Genomic DNA, 16,408 nt, shown 5'->3' on the forward strand with positions numbered 1-16,408 from the left:
CTTTACAGCTTGGCTCGGCCTCAGTGGCCGTGCGAACCGCTGTCCGCGGTGTCCTGGTGTGCTTCCAGGGCGGCCAGCATGTCGTGCTCTTCCTTGTGCGCGTTCTCGACGTTCTCCAGCTGCTGCTGGGCCGGGTCGGCGAACAGGAAGGAGCCGGTGCCGGGCTTACCGGCGGAGCCCAGCTTGGACATCTTCTTGGGCACCGGGGCGCCCTGGTACTCCAGCGGGATCGGGTGACCGTGCGAGTCGACCGGGCCCAGCGGCTGGTGGATCTCGATGTACTCACCATGCGGCAGGCGCTTGATGACACCGGTCTCGATACCGTGCTCGAGCACCGCCCGGTCGCTGCGCTGCAGGCCCAGGCAGAACCGATACGCCGCGAAGTACGCGAGCGGCGGCACGGTCAGCAGGGCGATGCGGAAGAACCAGGTGGTGGCGTTCAGCGAGATGTCGAACTTCAACGAGATGATGTCGTTGACACACGCCAGGGTCAGCACCAGGTAGAACGCGATGGCCATGGAGCCGATCGCGGTACGCACCGGCACATCGCGCGGACGCTGCAGCAGGTTGTGCCGCGCGGTGTCGCCGGTGAGGCGCTTCTCGATCCAGGGGTAGATCACCAGCACGGTGAACACCAGGCCCATGATCAGCGCGACCCAGAAGGCGGCCGGAACCGTATGACCCCAGAAGTAGAGCTCCCACGGCGGCATCAGACGCGCCATACCGTCGGTCCACATCATGTAGAAGTCCGGCTGCGAACCCGCGGAGACCTGAGACGGGTTGTAGGGACCCAGGTTCCAGATCGGGTTGATCTGCAGCACGCCACCCATGATCGCGACGACGCCCAGGGTGAAGGCGAAGAACGCGCCCTGGTCGGCGGCGAACACCGGCACGATGCGCGCGCCGACGACATTGGTTTCCTTGCGACCCGGTCCGGGGAACTGGGTGTGCTTCTGGTACCAGACCAGCGCGACGTGCGCGGCGATCAGGGCCAGCAGGATGCCCGGAATGAGCAGCACGTGCGCGATGTACAGACGCGGGATGATGATCTCGCCCGGGAAGTCGCCCGCGAAGATCAGCCAGTGCAGCCAGGTGCCGATGACCGGAACACCGATGGTGATGCCCGAGAAGGCCGCGCGCAGACCGGTACCCGAGAGCAGGTCGTCCGGCAGCGAGTAACCGAAGAAGCCTTCGAACATCGCCAGGATGAGCAGCAGCGAGCCGATCACCCAGTTGGCCTCACGCGGCTTGCGGAACGCGCCGGTGAAGAAGATGCGGAACAGGTGGATGATGATCGACGCCGCGAAAAGCAGTGCCGCCCAGTGGTGCACCTGGCGCACGAACAGACCGCCGCGCACCTCGAACGAGATGTTCAGCGCGGTCTCGTAGGCCCGCGACATGGTGACACCGCGCAACGGCTGGTATGAGCCGTTGTAGACGGTCTCCGACATGGACGGGTCGAAGTACAGCGTCAGGTAGATACCCGACAGCAGCAGGATGATGAACGCGTACAGCGCGATCTCACCGAGCAGGAACGACCAGTGGGTCGGGAAGACCTTGTTGATCGACCGCTTCACGAATGCGGCAGCGTGGTACCGCTCGTCGAGTTCGTTGACCTGGCTCATGAACGACGCTCCCAGAAGGCCGGGCCGAGGGGCTCGAGGAAGTCGTGTACGGCGACCAGATAGCCCTCGGCATTGACGGTGATCGGCAGCTGCGGCAGCGCGCGAGCGGCGGGACCGAAGACCGGCTTACCCCACTCGGTCGCGGAGAACTGCGACTGATGGCAGGGGCACAGAATCCGGTTGGTCTGCTGCTCGAAAAGCGAGGTCGGGCAACCGAGATGGGTGCAGATCTTCGAGTACGCGAAGTAGTCGCCGTAGTTGAAGCTCTCCTGGCCCTTACGCTTGACGGCCTTTTCGGCATCCGCGGTGCGCAGGCGAATCAGCATGACCGCGTTGCGGATTCCACGCAGCGACTGCAGGGTCTCGTGCTCATCGCCACGCCATTCTTCCTTCCAGGGGAAGACGGTTTCCATGGCGCCGGCGTCGAGGTCCTCCGGGCGCACCAGGACGATGTCCTCGGGGCGGCCGGTATCGCGACGCAGGAAGATGGTCTGGCCCGCGTAATCCGGGGTCCAGCCCGAGACCCACAGCGGCGACTTGTCGCGCTTGGCCCACGGGTTCTTGATCATGCCGCCCGCGAACACCAGCAGTGCGCCGATGCCGAGCACGCCGACGCCGGCGCCCGCGGTGCGGGTGATCAGCTTGCGGCGGCCCAGGGTGGAGGTCTCCACCGCGTCCTGCAGCTGTGCGCCCAGCGTGCGGCGGTTGACCTCGGAGGAGCGGCCGTCGTGGCGTTCCTGGATGGAGATCTCGGCCGGGATGAACTTCTTGCGGATGAGCACCACGGCGATACCGACGGCGAGCACCGCGATACCGAGCGTGAGGCCGTACAGCGGAGTGGTCAGCGTGTAGGCGGTATTGCCGTCCTCGCCGCGCCCCTTGTACTCCCAGGGCCAGAACAGGTAGATGCCGACGAGCGCGGCGCCGAAGATGCCGGCGATGGCGAACCACAGCGCCACCTGACGCTCGGCGCGCTTCTCCGCGCGGGTGCCGGGCACCGGCCAGCGCGGTGCGCGGTAGGCGACGTCGACACCGTCGAGCTTGGTGCCGAGTTCGACGAGCTCATCGCGCGACATGGCGTCGAGCTGCTCATCGGTGAAGTCCTTCTCGCTGGGGTTGTCCCCCATGCCTTTTCGCTCCTGTTCGCTCATGACCGGGATCCGATCCACATGGCCGATCCGACCAGAACCACGATGCCGACGATCCAGATCGCCAGCCCCTCGGTCGCGGGACCGAAGCCGCCGAGGCCGTAGCCGCCCTCGGACTTGGTCTCCATGCGGTCCTTGATGTACGCGACGATGTCCTTCTTCTCCTCCGGCGACAGCTGCCGGTCGGAGAACTTGGGCATGTTCTGCGGGCCGGTGAGCATGGCCAGGTAGATCTGCTGTTCGCTCGCCTCTTCCAGGGGCGGGGCGAACTTACCGGAGGACAGCGCGCCGCCCTTACCGGTGAAGTTGTGGCAGGACGCGCAGTTCATCCGGAAGAGTTCGCCACCGCGGCCGAGATCGGCTCCGGCGATGATGGACTCCTGGGCGATCTCACCGTTCGGATCGCGCAGCACGGTCGGGCCGCCGCCGTTCGCCTGAATGTAGGCGCCCAGGGCGTCGGTCTGACCGGCGTCGAACTTCGGGGGCTTGCGCACGATCTGCGCCTCGTTGCGGGCGGCGGGCATACGACCGGAGGAAACCTGGAAGTACACCGCTGCCTCGCCGACGCCGATCAGGCTCGGGCCGCGATCCTGCACACCCTGCAGGTTGGCGCCGTGGCAGGTGACACACGAGGTGTCGTAGATCTGCTTGCCCTCGCGGATGAGCGCGGACTGGTCCTCGTGCGCCGTGGCGACCTGCGCCGTCGGGGTCAGGGCCGATGCCGCGAAGCCGGCTCCGACGAGGCCCATCAGGAGAACCAGACCGCCGGCGAGCTTGCGGCGCATGCGCCGCTGCTTGCGGGTCTTGGTGGCCTCGCCGATCCCCTCGCTGGGATCTGGCGCTGACGGGGGAGATGAACTCATCTGTGTCCCTTTGGAGTAGACGGAACCGACTTGTCAGAAGCTTCGTGCCTACGGCGGGCTGGCCGTGGTACTGGATCCGCTTGCTAGCGGATGAAGTAGATCGTGGCGAAGAGCCCGATCCAAACGATGTCGACGAAGTGCCAGTAGTAGGAGACAACGATCGCCGCGGTCGCCTGCGCGGGGGTGAACTTGCTGAGCGAGGTGCGGACCAGCAGGAACACGAACGCGATCAGACCGCCGATGACGTGCAGACCGTGGAAGCCGGTGGTGATGTAGAACACCGAGCCGTACACGGTGCTGGAGATCGTGGTGCCTTCTTTGACCAGGTTCGTGTACTCGTAGCCCTGACCGGCCACGAACATCGCACCCATGATCAGCGTGATGGTGTACCAGCGGCGCAGGCCGAACACATCGCCGCGCTCGGCGGCGAAGACGCCCATCTGGCAGGTGAAGGACGAGGCCACCAGGACTGCGGTCACCGGCACGGCGAGCTTGAGGTTCAGCTCGGTCGGCTCCATCGGCCACTTACCGTGGGCCTGCGCGCGAGCGACAAAGTACATGGCGAACAGGCCGGCGAAGAACATCAACTCGCTCGACAGCCAGATGATGGTACCGACGCTGACCATGTTGGGCCGGTTCAGCGAATGCACTCGCTGGGTAATGGCCGATCCTGGGGTCCCTACTGCGGTCGTCACGCCGGTAAGTATGACTTGTCGTAGTACGACAGACATAGCGGGGTACGAAAGTTCGTCGTACGTGTCGGAAACCGCAGGGCGAGCAAGCCTCTCGATGGGCGCTCGGCGTGTCACGGACCAACCTAGATTGCCCAGGTAAGAGAAACCTGAGCCCTATTTCGGAGGAGTTTTCGAACCATGGAGTGGGTGCGGCGACTGCTGCGACGCGGCGGGACAACGGAACTGGATCCCGGGCGCGCCGATCTCATCTCGGTGGCGTCGAGTTTCGATGACGCGGAGGCGTGTTCGGCCGCCTTGGCGCGCGCGGAGAACTGGACTCCCGACCAGCCGGTGCTGCTGCGGCATCACCTGCGGATTCCCGAAGAGCGGCGGGCCGAAATCTTCGCCATCGCCGCACAGGGCGGCTACGCGCCCGGTGATACCGGCGACGGGTCGAATGTGATCTTGCAGCGCGTGCAGGTGCTCGATGCCCTGCACTGTTCGCAGGAGCGCTCGCGGATGGCGAGTCTGGCCCATCGCCACGACGGCGAGGCGCTGGGCTGGGATGCGCTGCAACCATCGCCGGTGCCGCCGAAGGAAAAGAAATAGCCCCCGCCCACTAGGCTTGCTCCGACAACACCGATGGCCCCGACATCACTCCGGACTTCCGGGGGAACGGAAGAGCAATGAGCGCGCGCAGCTGGCGAGAAATCCTCGGCATCCTCACCGATGGCAATGATCTGTCCACCGATGAGGCCGCGTGGGCCATGAACGAGATCTTCACCGACAGCGCCACCTCCGCGCAGATCGCCGCCTTCGGCGTGGCCCTGAAGATGAAGGGCCCCACCCCCGAGGAGCTCGGCGGCCTGGCCCAGGGCATGCTCTCGCACGCGCGCCGGGTGCCCTACAAGGGCGCGGCGGTCGATATCGTCGGCACCGGCGGTGACCGCTCGGGCACGGTGAACATCTCCACCATGTCCTCGATCGTGGTGGCCGCCACCGGAATTCCCGTCGTGAAGCACGGCAACCGCGCGGCATCGTCCAAGAGCGGCGGCGCGGATGTGCTCGAGGCGCTCGGCGTGAAGATCGCGCTCGGCCCCGAATCGGTGGCGACCTCGGTCAACGAGGTGGGCATCGGTTTCTGTTTCGCCCCCGTCTTCCATCCGTCCCTGCGCTTCGCGGGTCCGGCGCGCAGTGAGATCGGCATCCCGACGGTCTTCAATATCCTCGGCCCGCTGACCAATCCGGCCCAGCCCACCGCGGGCTTGATCGGCTGCGCCTTCGCCGATCTGCTCCCGGTCATCGCGGGCGTGTTCGCCGACCGCGGCGCCTCGGCACTGGTCGTGCGCGGCAATGACGGCCTGGACGAGATCACCACCGCCGACACCACCGACGCCTGGGTCGTGGTGGGCGGTCGCAGCTTCGAAACCACCATCGACCCAACCGAACTCGGCATTCCCCGGGTGGCCCCGGAGGCGCTGCGCGGCGGCGACGCGGCCATGAACGCGGTGATCGCCCGCAATATGCTCGCCGGTGAGCCGGGCCCCGTACGCGATGCGGTGCTGCTGAATTCGGCGGCCGCGGTAGTCGCCTTCGAACTGACCCCGGACACATCGGCGGACGATCTGCATCCGCGATTGGCCGCGGCCCTGGAGCGCGTCGCCGCCGCCATCGACACCGGCGCGGCCGCGGATCTGCTGGACCGCTGGGTCACCGTCACCAATCAGCTCGGTTCGGACTGAACGCCCCTTATCTCTGCTGGAAGGCGTGTTTGCCGGTGGGATGCTTGTGACGGCGCTACAGTTTTGGCGTTGAGCAGGCGGTTTCCCGCTGATGGCTGCGGCTGACCGCGATACTGGCCCAGTCGAGGATGTGCGGCAATGGTGCGGTTCGGGCGCGACGGAATACCTTGGCGGCGGGGCTTTTTCACGATCGGCGCGGTACTCGCGGCGGGGGCCGCGCTGGGGGTGGTGCCCGAGAGCGGGGCGCATCCGGTCGCGCCGATACCGACCCAGACCGCTAACGGCACGCTGAGCGTGGACGGGCACGATTACGGCGATCCGGCCGGATGCCTCACCGTGCGCAAGGTGCCGCGCCGCCTGGCGGTGGTGAATCACACCGCCCAGGAGGTCCGGGTGTACCTGCTACCCGGATGCAAGGGCGGGGTCACCAATGTGGTCGAGCCCGGCCGGTCCGCCACCCCGCTCGGGGCATCCATCCAGACCGGCTGAGGTACCGAGGTCCGCAGCGCTGACGCATCGCTCCGCTCGGACGTATCTGGTCCGTACGGAGCGATTCGCGGGTTGAATCCGCTACTCGCCGATGGAGAAGCCCGCTTCGACGTCGGCGCGGTTGTAGGACTTGAAGGCGATGTGAGTCGCGGTGCGCACCACCCCGGCGGTCTTGTTGATCCGCCCGGTCACCACTTCGGCGATGCGCTCGTATTCGCGCACCCGCACGACGGCGATCAGATCCACGTCGCCCGCGCAGGAGTACACCTCGGCCACACCGTCGATATCCGCCAATTCCTGCGCGGTCTCAGGAATGCGGTCGGACTCGGCGTGGATCAGCACGATCGCGGTAATCATGGGGCCAACTCTAGGTGATCACCGCCGAGGAGATCGGTGGCGGACCGATGAATCTCGGCCAGGGCTGTCATGAGCTGTTCGCGTTCGACCTCGGTGAGTCCGTCACCGTCGACGAGGCCGTGCGGGCCCGCTTCCCCAACGGCGCCCCGCCCGCGCTGGCGGCGGCGATCGCGGAGTCGTTCGAGCAGATGCGTTCGGACACGGCCGGTCTGCGCACGACTACGATCGTGGAGTTGCTCGGTCGCCCGCCGCACGATTTCGCGACCTGGTTCCGGGCGCACCGGGAAATGTTCGGTCCCACTGACTGAGACGGTACCCGGAATTCGGGGCTTGATTTTCCGAAAACCCATCCCGGCCAGCCGATTCGGGTGATCATGGATCGAAATGTGAACCGACTAGTAGTCACTAGTGTGGCTACCCTGGGGGTTTTCGATGTTCGATCTGCTACCGGCCGTTCCGGTTCTCCGTCATATCTCCCGAAATACCGCGCGGCTCGCCGTGCGCACCCTGCTCGCGGGGGCCACCGTCGTGGTGGTCGCGGCGGGGGCCGCACCGGCGCAGGCCGATACCGATGCGGTCGCCGTTCCGGCGCAGTCCGAGGCGGTGACCGCCGCACGCCCCGATACGGTGACCGCACCGGGCACGACGGCCGCCCCGGGGCACACTCAGCCCATCACCATGCCCGCCGTGCCGATCGCCGGGATCACCGAAGACGTTGTGAGCGCGCTCAATTCGGTGACCACACTGGTGCCGGGCCTGGATCTGCCCGGGCTGGAACTGCCCGCCATGTTCAGCCCGAGCACCGCCATCGTGGTGCTCGGCTACGGCCTGATGCCGGACGGCGAGATGCGACCGGAACTGATCAACCGGTTGTACGCGGGCTATGTCTCGGCGCTGCTGTCCCCGATGGCCCCGGTGATCCTCACCGGCGGCAATCCGCAGGCCGGTGTCACCGAGGCGCAGGCCATGGCGGATTGGATGACCCAGCGCGGTATCTCCCCCGAGCGCATTCACACCGAGACCAAAGCGAATTCGACGGTGCAGAACGCCGCGTTCTCGGCCCGGCTGATGGAGGTGATCGGCGCGCACGCCGCCATCCTGATCACCTCGGCGGACCATATCGCCCGCGCGCTCAGCAATTTCCGTTCGGCCGGGATCTCGGTGGTGGCGACCATGACCCCGGATGAATCACCCTTGTCCGCACAGCCTTTCGGCCCGGACAAGTAGTCCCGGCGGCCGGGGCGGTCACTCGCGCAGCAGTTGTGCGGTGACCGCCTCGGTGAGCCATTCCCGGTATCGCGCCGCACTCCAGCCTCTGTGCCGCCGCAGCAGCCGGAACACATGCGGTGAGGCGAGCGCGAAGAAGATATCCGCCGCCGCTTCGGCATCGAGTTCGGGCCGGAGCGCATCGGCGCGAAAGAGGTTGCGGGTCAACCCGAGCCAGGTCTGGTAGGTATCCGCCTCGGCGGCCTCGGAGCCCGCGCGCATGGCCGCGTCCGCCGCGCCCGCCTCGATGCCGACCATGATGAGATCGCCCGCGCGCTCGAAAAGCCCTGCCGTGTACTCGATGAGGCGTTCGATGGCGGCAGACGCGTCGGTATCGGTCTGCGCGGCAAGCACTTCGGGCCGATCGAGCACCGCGACGGGCTCCTCGTCGCCCACGGTCGCCACCCCGATCGTGTGCCGGAACAGCTCGAACTTATTCGGGAAAGCGTCGTAGAGGGTGCGCTCCCCCACCCCGGCGCGGCGCGCGATCTCCCGCATGGTCGTGGCGGCATAGCCGGATTCGACGAACAGTTCGGTCGCCGCCGCCCGGATGGCGGCGCGCGTGGCCGTGGCGGTCTCGGCGCGTTTGGCCGCTCGGTAGGTCCTCTTGACCGGTTGGCTCATGAGGAGCATCCTATCAATATCCACCGCAGTGCCACTGCGGCGAAATTCGAGAAGGTGACTTCGATGCCCGAACTGGCAGGCATTCATCACATCAAGATCCCGGTGACCGATCTGGTGCGCTCGGTGCGCTGGTATCGGGACGTGCTCGGCTTCCGCCCGACCGTGCAGTTCACCGATGACGACGGGATGGTGCGCGGTACCGCGGGCGAACTCCCCGGTATCGGCGCGTCGATGCTTTGCCTGCGCGAGAACGCCCTCGCCGCACAGGGCTGCAAGGATTTCGACCCGGTGAGCCTGGGCGCGCGCGGTCCCGCCGATCTGGAGCGCTGGGCCGCGCATCTGGACGCGCACGGCGTCGAGCACTCCCCCGTCATCGAGGCCAGTATCGGCTGGCTGCTGGTCTTCAACGATCCCGACGGCCTGCAACTGCATATCTACACCTGGGCCGAGCACGCCGCCGATACCGCCGACCGCCCCGGCTACGGCACCCCGATCGACGATCCGGACACCTGGCTGCCCGCACGGTGAATCGGTGTGGGAGCGAGGGGTTCCCACACCGATTCACACCTCAGGACAGGTAGCGGGCAATGCTCTCCGCGACACAGGCCGGTTTGGCCTCACCCTCGATTTCGACGGTGACCGTGCGCTCGGCCTGGACGCCGCCGGGGATATCGGTGACGGTGTTCAGGGTGAAGCGGCCGCGAATGCGACTGCCCACCGGCACCGGGGTGATGAAGCGAACCTTGTTGAGCCCGTAGTTGATCGCCATGCGCGCGGCACTGAAGGTCATCACCTGCGCGGTCATCGGCACGACCAGGGATAGCGTCAGGAATCCGTGCGCGATGGTGCGGCCGTATGGTCCGGCCGCCGCCCGTTCCGGATCGACGTGAATCCACTGGTGGTCGCCGGTGGCCTCGGCGAAGCGGTCGATGCGCTGCTGATCGATGAGAAACCAGTCGCTGACACCGATTTCGGTGCCGGCGGCGGCGCGCAGTTGATCGAAGTCGGCGAAATCGGTGACGCTCATGCGAAGCGCTCCTTCAGTTCTCGCTTGAGGACCTTATGGGTGGGGCCGAGCGGTAGCGCGTCCAGGAATTCGACCCGGCGCGGATACTTGTAGCGCGCGACATGCTCACGGGCATAGTCGATCACCTCATCGGCGGTGACCGGTTCGGCGGGCACGACCACGGCCAGGATCTCCTCACCGTAGTTCTCATCGGGAACGCCGATAATGGCGACCTGGGCGATCTTGGGATGCCGCAGCAGGGCGGCCTCGACCTCGGTCGGGTACACGTTGAACCCGCCGCGAATGATCATCTCCTTGATGCGGTCGACAATGCGCAGATAGCCCTTGTCATCCTTGGTGCCGAGGTCGCCGGTGCGGAACCAGTTGTCCACCACGGCTTCCGCGGTCGCCTCGGGCCGCCCGGTGTACCCGCTGAACACATTGTGACCGCGCACCACGACCTCGCCGATGGTCCCGGGCGGCAGCAGTTCGATGCGGTCGCGCACGTCCGGATCGGCGATCTCCACATCGACGCCCCAGACCGGATGGCCGACGGTGCCCGCCTCGGGACCGAGTTCGGGCTGATTGACCGAGGCGGTCGGTGAGGTCTCGGACAGTCCGTAGCCCTCCAGGATGTACGAGCCGAAGACGCGCTCGAACTCCTCGAGCACCGAGGGCGGCAGCGCCGCGCCACCGCTGATGCACAGCCGCAGATGCGGCAGGGTCTCGAATTCCTTCCCGGCTTCCAGCATGCCGATGTACATGGTCGGCACGCCGTGGAAGGTGTTCACGTTCTCGGCGTTCATGAGCCGGATCGCTTCCGCCGCATCGAATCTCGGCAGCAGCACGAGGGTGGCTCCGACCCGCCAGTGCGAGTTCATGGACACCGTCTGACCGAAGACGTGGAACAGCGGCAGCGCGCCCAGCGCGATGTCATCGCGGTGCACGTCGTTGGCGTCGAAGGCGTTCACCGTCGCGCACATGACCATATTGAGGTGACTGAGTTCCGCGCCTTTGGGTCGCCCGGTGGTGCCGCTGGTGTAGAACACCACCGCGGTGTCGAGCGGGCCACGCGAGACGAACGTCGGAATCGGCTCGCCGACAAGCTCTTTCGGGTCGACGCACCGAATTCCCGCACGCTCGGCCGCGACCTGTCCGACCGGTGCGACCAGCTCGTGGCAGATGAGCAGCGAAGCCCCGCTGTCGGTCAGTACGTATTCGGCTTCATCGGCGGTGAGCAGCAGGTGCACCGGCACCACGGTCGCGCCCGCCGCCAGAATGGCGTAGTAGGCGCGCGGGAAATCGGTGGTGTTCGGCCCCATGAGCGCGACCCGATCCCCGGACCGCACCCCGAGCTCGATGAGCGCGGCGGCCTGCTCCCGCGCCTGCCGCCACAGCTCGGCGAACGTAATCCGTTGTGCCCCTTCGATGAGGGCGATGTGATCGGGCCGTCGCCGCGCGGGTTCGGCGAGGATGCTGGCCAGGGAGAGCGTCGCGTTCATGGAGACCTCGGAGAGATTGAAGTTACAGACCCATGTCCTTGGCGATGATCATCTTCATGACTTCGCTGGTGCCGCCGTAGATCCGGTTGACCCGGTTATCGGCGTAGAGGCGGGCGATGGGGTATTCGTTGATGAAGCCGTAGCCGCCGTGCAGCTGGAGGCAGCGGTCGATCACACGGGCCGCCACCTCGGTGCAGAACAGCTTGGCCGACGCGGCATCGGCGGCGGTGAGCGTTCCGGCGTCCAGGGCCTCCAGCCCGCGATCCACCACGGCTTCGGCGGCGTCCACTTCGGCCTGGCAGGCGGCGAGCTCGAATTTGGTGTTCTGGAAGCTGGCGACCGGCTGCCCGAAGACATTGCGCTGCCGCGTGTAATCCTTGGCGAACCGCACCGCCGCCTTGGCCTGCGCGTACGCGCCGACGGCGATGGACAGGCGTTCCTGCGGCAGGTTCCGGCCGAGGTAGGAGAAACCCTTGTTCTCCTCGCCGAGCAGATCCGCGACCGGCACCCGCACATCGGTGAAATTGAGTTCGGCGGTATCGGACACCCGCAGGCCCAGCTTGTCGAGCTTGCGGCCGACGGTGTAGCCCTCGGATTTTGTGTCCACCATGAACAGTGAGATTCCGTGGCGGCGATCATCGGCGCGCGGGGCGTCGGTGCGGGCGCACACGATCACCCGGTCGGCATGCACGCCACCGGTGATGAAGGTCTTGGACCCGTTCAGCACGTAATGCGTGCCGTCCTCGGAAAGCTTTGCGGTGGTGTGCATTCCGGCGAGATCGGAGCCGGTGCCGGGTTCGGTCATGGCGATGGCGAACATGATCTCGCCACTCACGAACCCCGGCAGCAGACGTTCCTTCTGTTCCTGGGTGGCCAGCATTTTCAGATACGGCAGGCACAGCCCCACGTGCACGCTGGAGCCGCCGAAGGAGACCGCCGCGCGGGCGGCCTCTTCGATGAGAATGCTCTGGAACTTGAAGGATTCGATGCCCGCGCCGCCGAATTCCTCCGGCACCTCGATTCCGAAGACGCCGAGTTCGGCCAGCTTGTAATAGAACTCGCGCGGTGCGATCCCGGCCTCGAACCACTGGTCGTAGACGGGCGCGACCTCGGACTCGATGAAGGCGCGCACCGTTTTACGGAAGGCTTCGTGGTCGGCGTCGAAAACTGTTCTCTGCATGATGATTTCTCTCTCGAGCGTCGTTAGAGCTTGCGCCCGCCGTCGACGTAGATGGTCTGGCCGGTCACGAAGGACGAATCCTCGGAGGCCAGGAACGACACCACGTTGGCGATATCCTCCGGCTGCCCCACGCGGCGCAGCGGGGTGATATCGGCTGCGGCCTTACGGAATTCGGCCGGATCCACACCCACGCGCGCGGCGGTGGCATCGGTCATATCGGTGACGATGAATCCGGGCGCGACGGCGTTGACATTGATCCCGTACGGGCCGAGTTCGATGGCCAGCGTCCGGGTGAACCCCTGAATCCCCATCTTGGCGGCCGAGTAATTGGCCTGTCCCCGGCTGCCCAGCGCGGACACGCTGGAGGTGTTCACGATCTTGCCGGACTTCTGCTTCACCATGTACCGCTGCGCCGCCCGGCTGCACAGGAACGCACCGCGCAGATGCACCGACATGACGGTGTCCCAGTCCGCCACGGACATCTTGAACAGCAGATTGTCGCGCAGCACACCGGCATTGTTGACCAGTACGTCGAGCGAACCCAGTTCGGCCACAACGCGTTCGAACGCCGCGTCGACCGAGGCTTCGTCGGCGACATTGCAGGCCACCGCGATGGCCTTACCGCCGGCCGCGATGATGGCGTCGACGGCGGTCTTGCAGGCGGCCTCGTCCAAATCGGCGATGACGACGGTGAATCCGTCGGCCGCGAGCCGAGTCGCGGTGGCCGCGCCGATACCGCGCGCCGCGCCGGTGACGAATGCAACCTTCGAAGTCATGGTGAAACTCCTTGTCAGCGAATGTGAGTGGTCAGTTGAAGGCGTTGACACCGGTGAGCGCGCGGCCGATGAGCAGCTTCTGAATCTGGCTGGTGCCCTCGTACAGCGTGAGCACGCGAGCGTCCCGAAGGTATTTGGCGACCGGGTATTCGTCGATATAGCCGTAGCCGCCGAACACCTGAATGGCGTTATTGGCGGCCTTCACCGCGGCCTCACTGGCGAACAGTTTCGCGACCGAGGCTTCGGTGCCGAACGGTTTCCCGCGCTCCACCAGGTCGGCGACCCGCCAGGCGAGCAGCCGCGCCGCCTCGACATCGACGGCGATATCGGCGAGCAGTTCCTGAACCAGCTGGTAGGAGGCGATGGGCTTACCGAACTGTTCGCGTTCCCCGGCGTATTTCACCGCGGCTTCCAGGCAGCCGCGCGCGACGCCGACGCATCCGGCGGCCACGCCCATGCGGCCCTTGTCGAGTGCGCCCATGGCGATCTTGAAGCCCTGACCCTCGGCACCGAGTCGGGCGGTATCGGGCACGCGCACCTGATCGAGCACGAATTCGGCGGTGGCCTGGCCGCGCAATCCGAGTTTGCCCTTGATCTCGGTGCGGGTGAATCCGGGCGTGTCGGTGGGCACCAGGAAGGCGGTCACGCCCCTGGGGCCCGGTCCGCCGCTGCGCGCGAAGACGATCGCCACATCGGCCCAGGTGCCATTGGTGATGAAGATCTTGGTGCCGGAGAGGAGCCAATCATCGCCGTCCCGAACGGCTTTGGCGGTGAGGTTGCCCGCATCGGATCCGGTGCCGGGTTCGGTGAGCGCGAAGCAGCCGATCGCCTGCCCGGAGGTCAAGCGCGGCAACCATTCCCGCCGCTGCTCCTCGTTTCCGTAGGTCTTGATCGATTTGGCGACCAAACCCAGTGAGACCGAGACGATTCCGCGCACCGAACTGTCGCCGCGCCCGAGTTCCTCCAGCAGCAGGCAGTAGTCCAGGGCGGTGCCGCCGGATCCGCCGTACTCCTCGGGAATCTCGATGCCGAGGAAGCCCATATCGCCGAGTTTGCCGACGATGGCGGTGTCCACCGCTTCGGCGCGATCCCATGCGGCGGCGTACGGCACGACCTCTTTGTCCACCCAGGCGCGGGCGACCTCGCGAAGTTCGCGCTGTGCCTCGCCGAGCTCGAAGTCCATCTGTGATAGCTCCTAACCAAACGTTGTTAGGTTTATAACCCCGAAGCTATCCTAACGGTGTTCGGTTTTTCAAGACCCGGGTGATAACTTGCGACTATGGCCAGACCGAAGGTGCCGCTCCTGAGCCGCGAACGCATTCGCGAGGCCGCGCTGACCCTGATCGACCGCGACGGCCTGGCCGATCTATCCATGCGCAAACTGGCCGCCGAACTGGGCGTGCAGGCCGCCTCGCTGTACGGCCACTACCCCACCAAGGACGATGTCCTCGATGACATCGCCTCGGGCATCATGAGCCGCGTCGACACCTCCGAATTCGAGCACGGTGATTGGCGGCACGGGCTCATGTCCTGGGCGCGGTCCTATCGCGCCGAACTGGTCGCACACCCGAACTTCGTGCCCTATCTGGCCGCGGGTCCGGGCAAGCGCGAGGAGAATCTGCGCCACGCCGATGCGGTGCATGGTGGACTGGTCGGCGCGGGCTGGCCGCCCCGTGAGGCCACCATGATCGGAGCCGCCACCCGCTATCTGGTGATGGGGGCGACCATCGGATCGTTCTCCCGGGGTTTCGTCGATGACGTGCAGGTCTATCGGGACCGCTACCCGCATCTGGAGCAGGCACATCTGCTGCGCGCCCGCGCGGACGAAATCGATTCGGAGAGTTTCGAATTGGCGCTGAACGCGTTCGTGGACGGCCTCGCCGCACGCTTCCCGGCGCGGGTCGCGGAATAATCGTTGCCCTTTCGTACGATTCATCTACGAAAGAGCGAGGGTGGTAGTGACACAGCATATTCGGATCGATCGCCGCACACTGTTGACCGGGACCGCGGCACTGACCGCGGCCGGACTGTTCGGGGCGAGCGGCAGCGCAGGGGCCGCACCGGCCGAGGGGACCGATTGCGCGGGTGCGGCTTTCACCGCACTGCGTGATAGCGAGCCGAACGCCAAGCCCGCCTCGGTGCGCTTCCGGGTGGCGGGTAAGTGGACCGATCCGATTCCGGTGCGCCGCACCGCGCACGGCCGCGATGACCGGCCGGGCAAGCTGTCCGAGATCGTGCCGATCCCGGCCGGTGCGGACAAGGTCGACGTGATCGCCGAGAACGTCACGCTCCCGGGCATTTTCACCCCGGTCACCGCACAACCATTCAAGACCCCGGTGACGACCTCCTACGCCTGGGGGTTCCCGGCCGTCACCCGCTCCGGCTGGGGCGCGGACGAGACATTGCAGACCTGGGGCGAGCCGGAATACGCACCGGCACAGGTGATCACGGTGCACCACACCCAGATCCCGACCGGCCAGGAGTACGACGATTACCGCGATACGGTTCGCGGCGTCTACCGCTTCCACGCCCTCCCCGATCCGGACGGTCAGGGCTGGGGCGATCTCGGCTATCACCTGATGATCGACCCGAACGGGGTCATCTACTCCGGCCGCCACCCCGGCACCGACGACGCACCCATCTTCAAACCGGGCACGGACCTGAAGCCCGGGGCCGAAGTGGTCACGGCGGGCCATGTGCGCGGGGCGAATTCGGGAAATATCGGCATCTGCTTGATCGGTGATTTCAGCCGCACCCTGCCCAGCAAAGCCGCACTCCACAGCCTCGACATCGTATTGACCCGCCTCTGCTCCGGGCTGGGCATCAACCCGTTCGCCCAGATCAAATACGTGAACCCGGCCAACGGCGTCACCGCCGTCAAACCCGCCGTGGCCGGTCACGGTGATTGGCAATCGGTATGCGGGGAGACCACCTGCCCCGGCGATTTCCTGCACACTATCCTCCCGCTGCTGACTGCGCTGTCGCAGTTGTGAAGTCGAATCAGTCGGCAGGGGGTATCGCGCCGGGACAGAACGGGAGAATGGTCGCTAGATGAAAAGCGCAATTGTCTGAATATTGTTGAATCACAATGGAATTGAGCTTTCGTAGCTTGCCACTCGGGAGTAGAATAGAGGTATGAATTCAGGGGAGAAAGTC

19 protein-coding genes are annotated in these 16,408 nt (G+C 66.1%); 8 read left to right on the forward strand and 11 right to left on the reverse strand.

Annotated features, from left to right (window positions below):
- Window positions 1-20 precede the first annotated feature (20 nt).
- The 4 genes from AB0L82_RS30700 to AB0L82_RS30715 all read right to left on the reverse strand — a co-directional run bounded on the left by AB0L82_RS30700 (window position 21) and on the right by AB0L82_RS30715 (window position 4,331).
- Window positions 21-1,625: a cytochrome bc complex cytochrome b subunit gene (locus AB0L82_RS30700; protein ID WP_364643856.1), complete on the reverse strand. Its 1,605-nt coding sequence runs from the start codon at window positions 1,623-1,625 to the stop codon at window positions 21-23.
- Entirely contained in the window at window positions 1,622-2,776 is a 1,155-nt protein-coding gene (locus AB0L82_RS30705) for a ubiquinol-cytochrome c reductase iron-sulfur subunit (protein ID WP_364643859.1), read from the reverse strand. Before AB0L82_RS30705 ends, AB0L82_RS30700 begins: the two co-directional genes overlap by 4 nt.
- Window positions 2,773-3,558, reverse strand: a complete 786-nt coding sequence (locus AB0L82_RS30710) for a cytochrome c (protein ID WP_364644228.1) — start codon at window positions 3,556-3,558, stop codon at window positions 2,773-2,775. Before AB0L82_RS30710 ends, AB0L82_RS30705 begins: the two co-directional genes overlap by 4 nt.
- Window positions 3,559-3,719: 161 nt before the next feature.
- The gene (locus tag AB0L82_RS30715; RefSeq protein WP_364643862.1) at window positions 3,720-4,331 is read right to left on the reverse strand and encodes a heme-copper oxidase subunit III; all 612 of its coding nucleotides are present in this window, start codon (window positions 4,329-4,331) and stop codon (window positions 3,720-3,722) included.
- 177 nt (window positions 4,332-4,508) lie between these two features.
- Between AB0L82_RS30715 and AB0L82_RS30720 the strand changes: the two genes are divergently transcribed.
- The 3 genes from AB0L82_RS30720 (at window position 4,509) to AB0L82_RS30730 (ending at window position 6,541) form a co-directional block, all read left to right on the forward strand.
- Entirely contained in the window at window positions 4,509-4,919 is a 411-nt protein-coding gene (locus AB0L82_RS30720) for a hypothetical protein (RefSeq protein WP_364643865.1), read from the forward strand.
- Window positions 4,920-4,996: 77 nt separating this feature from the next.
- Window positions 4,997-6,052: an anthranilate phosphoribosyltransferase gene (trpD, locus tag AB0L82_RS30725; RefSeq protein ID WP_364643868.1), complete on the forward strand. Its 1,056-nt coding sequence runs from the start codon at window positions 4,997-4,999 to the stop codon at window positions 6,050-6,052.
- 138 nt (window positions 6,053-6,190) lie between these two features.
- Window positions 6,191-6,541 carry a hypothetical protein gene (locus AB0L82_RS30730; protein ID WP_364643871.1) on the forward strand — a complete coding sequence of 117 codons (351 nt, stop codon included), beginning with the start codon at window positions 6,191-6,193 and terminating at the stop codon, window positions 6,539-6,541.
- 81 nt (window positions 6,542-6,622) lie between these two features.
- Here AB0L82_RS30730 and AB0L82_RS30735 read toward each other — a convergent pair whose 3' ends face one another.
- A complete protein-coding gene (locus AB0L82_RS30735) occupies window positions 6,623-6,898 on the reverse strand; it encodes an Lrp/AsnC ligand binding domain-containing protein (RefSeq protein WP_364643874.1) in 276 nt (91 codons plus the stop codon).
- 14 nt (window positions 6,899-6,912) lie between these two features.
- Between AB0L82_RS30735 and AB0L82_RS30740 the strand changes: the two genes are divergently transcribed.
- Complete coding sequence (locus AB0L82_RS30740) at window positions 6,913-7,206, forward strand: hypothetical protein (protein WP_364643877.1); 294 nt, start codon at window positions 6,913-6,915, stop codon at window positions 7,204-7,206.
- Window positions 7,207-7,330: 124 nt separating this feature from the next.
- Window positions 7,331-8,125, forward strand: a complete 795-nt coding sequence (locus AB0L82_RS30745) for a YdcF family protein (protein ID WP_364643880.1) — start codon at window positions 7,331-7,333, stop codon at window positions 8,123-8,125.
- Between the two features lie 18 nt (window positions 8,126-8,143).
- Here the strand turns inward: AB0L82_RS30745 and AB0L82_RS30750 are convergent, their stop codons facing one another.
- Window positions 8,144-8,788: a helix-turn-helix domain-containing protein gene (locus tag AB0L82_RS30750; protein ID WP_364643882.1), complete on the reverse strand. Its 645-nt coding sequence runs from the start codon at window positions 8,786-8,788 to the stop codon at window positions 8,144-8,146.
- A gap of 63 nt (window positions 8,789-8,851) precedes the next feature.
- Here AB0L82_RS30750 and AB0L82_RS30755 point away from each other — a divergent pair, with 63 nt between their 5' ends.
- Complete coding sequence (locus AB0L82_RS30755) at window positions 8,852-9,316, forward strand: VOC family protein (RefSeq protein ID WP_364643885.1); 465 nt, start codon at window positions 8,852-8,854, stop codon at window positions 9,314-9,316.
- Between the two features lie 40 nt (window positions 9,317-9,356).
- Here AB0L82_RS30755 and AB0L82_RS30760 read toward each other — a convergent pair whose 3' ends face one another.
- From AB0L82_RS30760 to AB0L82_RS30780, 5 genes are read right to left on the reverse strand one after another with little or no spacing between them, the layout of a single operon-like run.
- Entirely contained in the window at window positions 9,357-9,815 is a 459-nt protein-coding gene (locus AB0L82_RS30760) for a MaoC family dehydratase (protein ID WP_364643888.1), read from the reverse strand.
- Window positions 9,812-11,296, reverse strand: coding sequence for a long-chain fatty acid--CoA ligase (locus tag AB0L82_RS30765; protein WP_364643891.1), 1,485 nt, complete (start codon window positions 11,294-11,296; stop codon window positions 9,812-9,814). Before AB0L82_RS30765 ends, AB0L82_RS30760 begins: the two co-directional genes overlap by 4 nt.
- 22 nt (window positions 11,297-11,318) lie before the next feature.
- On the reverse strand, window positions 11,319-12,476 hold the full coding sequence (locus tag AB0L82_RS30770) for an acyl-CoA dehydrogenase family protein (RefSeq protein ID WP_364643894.1): 1,158 nt from the start codon (window positions 12,474-12,476) through the stop codon (window positions 11,319-11,321).
- 23 nt (window positions 12,477-12,499) lie between these two features.
- On the reverse strand, window positions 12,500-13,252 hold the full coding sequence (fabG, locus tag AB0L82_RS30775; RefSeq protein WP_364643898.1) for a 3-oxoacyl-ACP reductase FabG: 753 nt from the start codon (window positions 13,250-13,252) through the stop codon (window positions 12,500-12,502).
- A 31-nt stretch (window positions 13,253-13,283) separates the two neighbouring features.
- Entirely contained in the window at window positions 13,284-14,435 is a 1,152-nt protein-coding gene (locus AB0L82_RS30780; protein ID WP_364643901.1) for an acyl-CoA dehydrogenase family protein, read from the reverse strand.
- A 96-nt stretch (window positions 14,436-14,531) separates the two neighbouring features.
- On the opposite strand from AB0L82_RS30780, the gene AB0L82_RS30785 reads away from it, so the two are divergent.
- Both AB0L82_RS30785 and AB0L82_RS30790 read left to right on the forward strand, forming a co-directional pair.
- Complete coding sequence (locus tag AB0L82_RS30785; RefSeq protein WP_364643904.1) at window positions 14,532-15,164, forward strand: TetR/AcrR family transcriptional regulator C-terminal domain-containing protein; 633 nt, start codon at window positions 14,532-14,534, stop codon at window positions 15,162-15,164.
- Window positions 15,165-15,204: 40 nt separating this feature from the next.
- Window positions 15,205-16,245 (forward strand): peptidoglycan recognition family protein, encoded by a 1,041-nt coding sequence (locus tag AB0L82_RS30790; protein WP_364643907.1) that lies wholly within the window; start codon window positions 15,205-15,207, stop codon window positions 16,243-16,245.
- Window positions 16,246-16,408 lie beyond the last annotated feature (163 nt).

Source organism: Nocardia sp. NPDC052001 (genome assembly GCF_040680615.1).
GTDB lineage: Bacteria > Actinomycetota > Actinomycetes > Mycobacteriales > Mycobacteriaceae > Nocardia.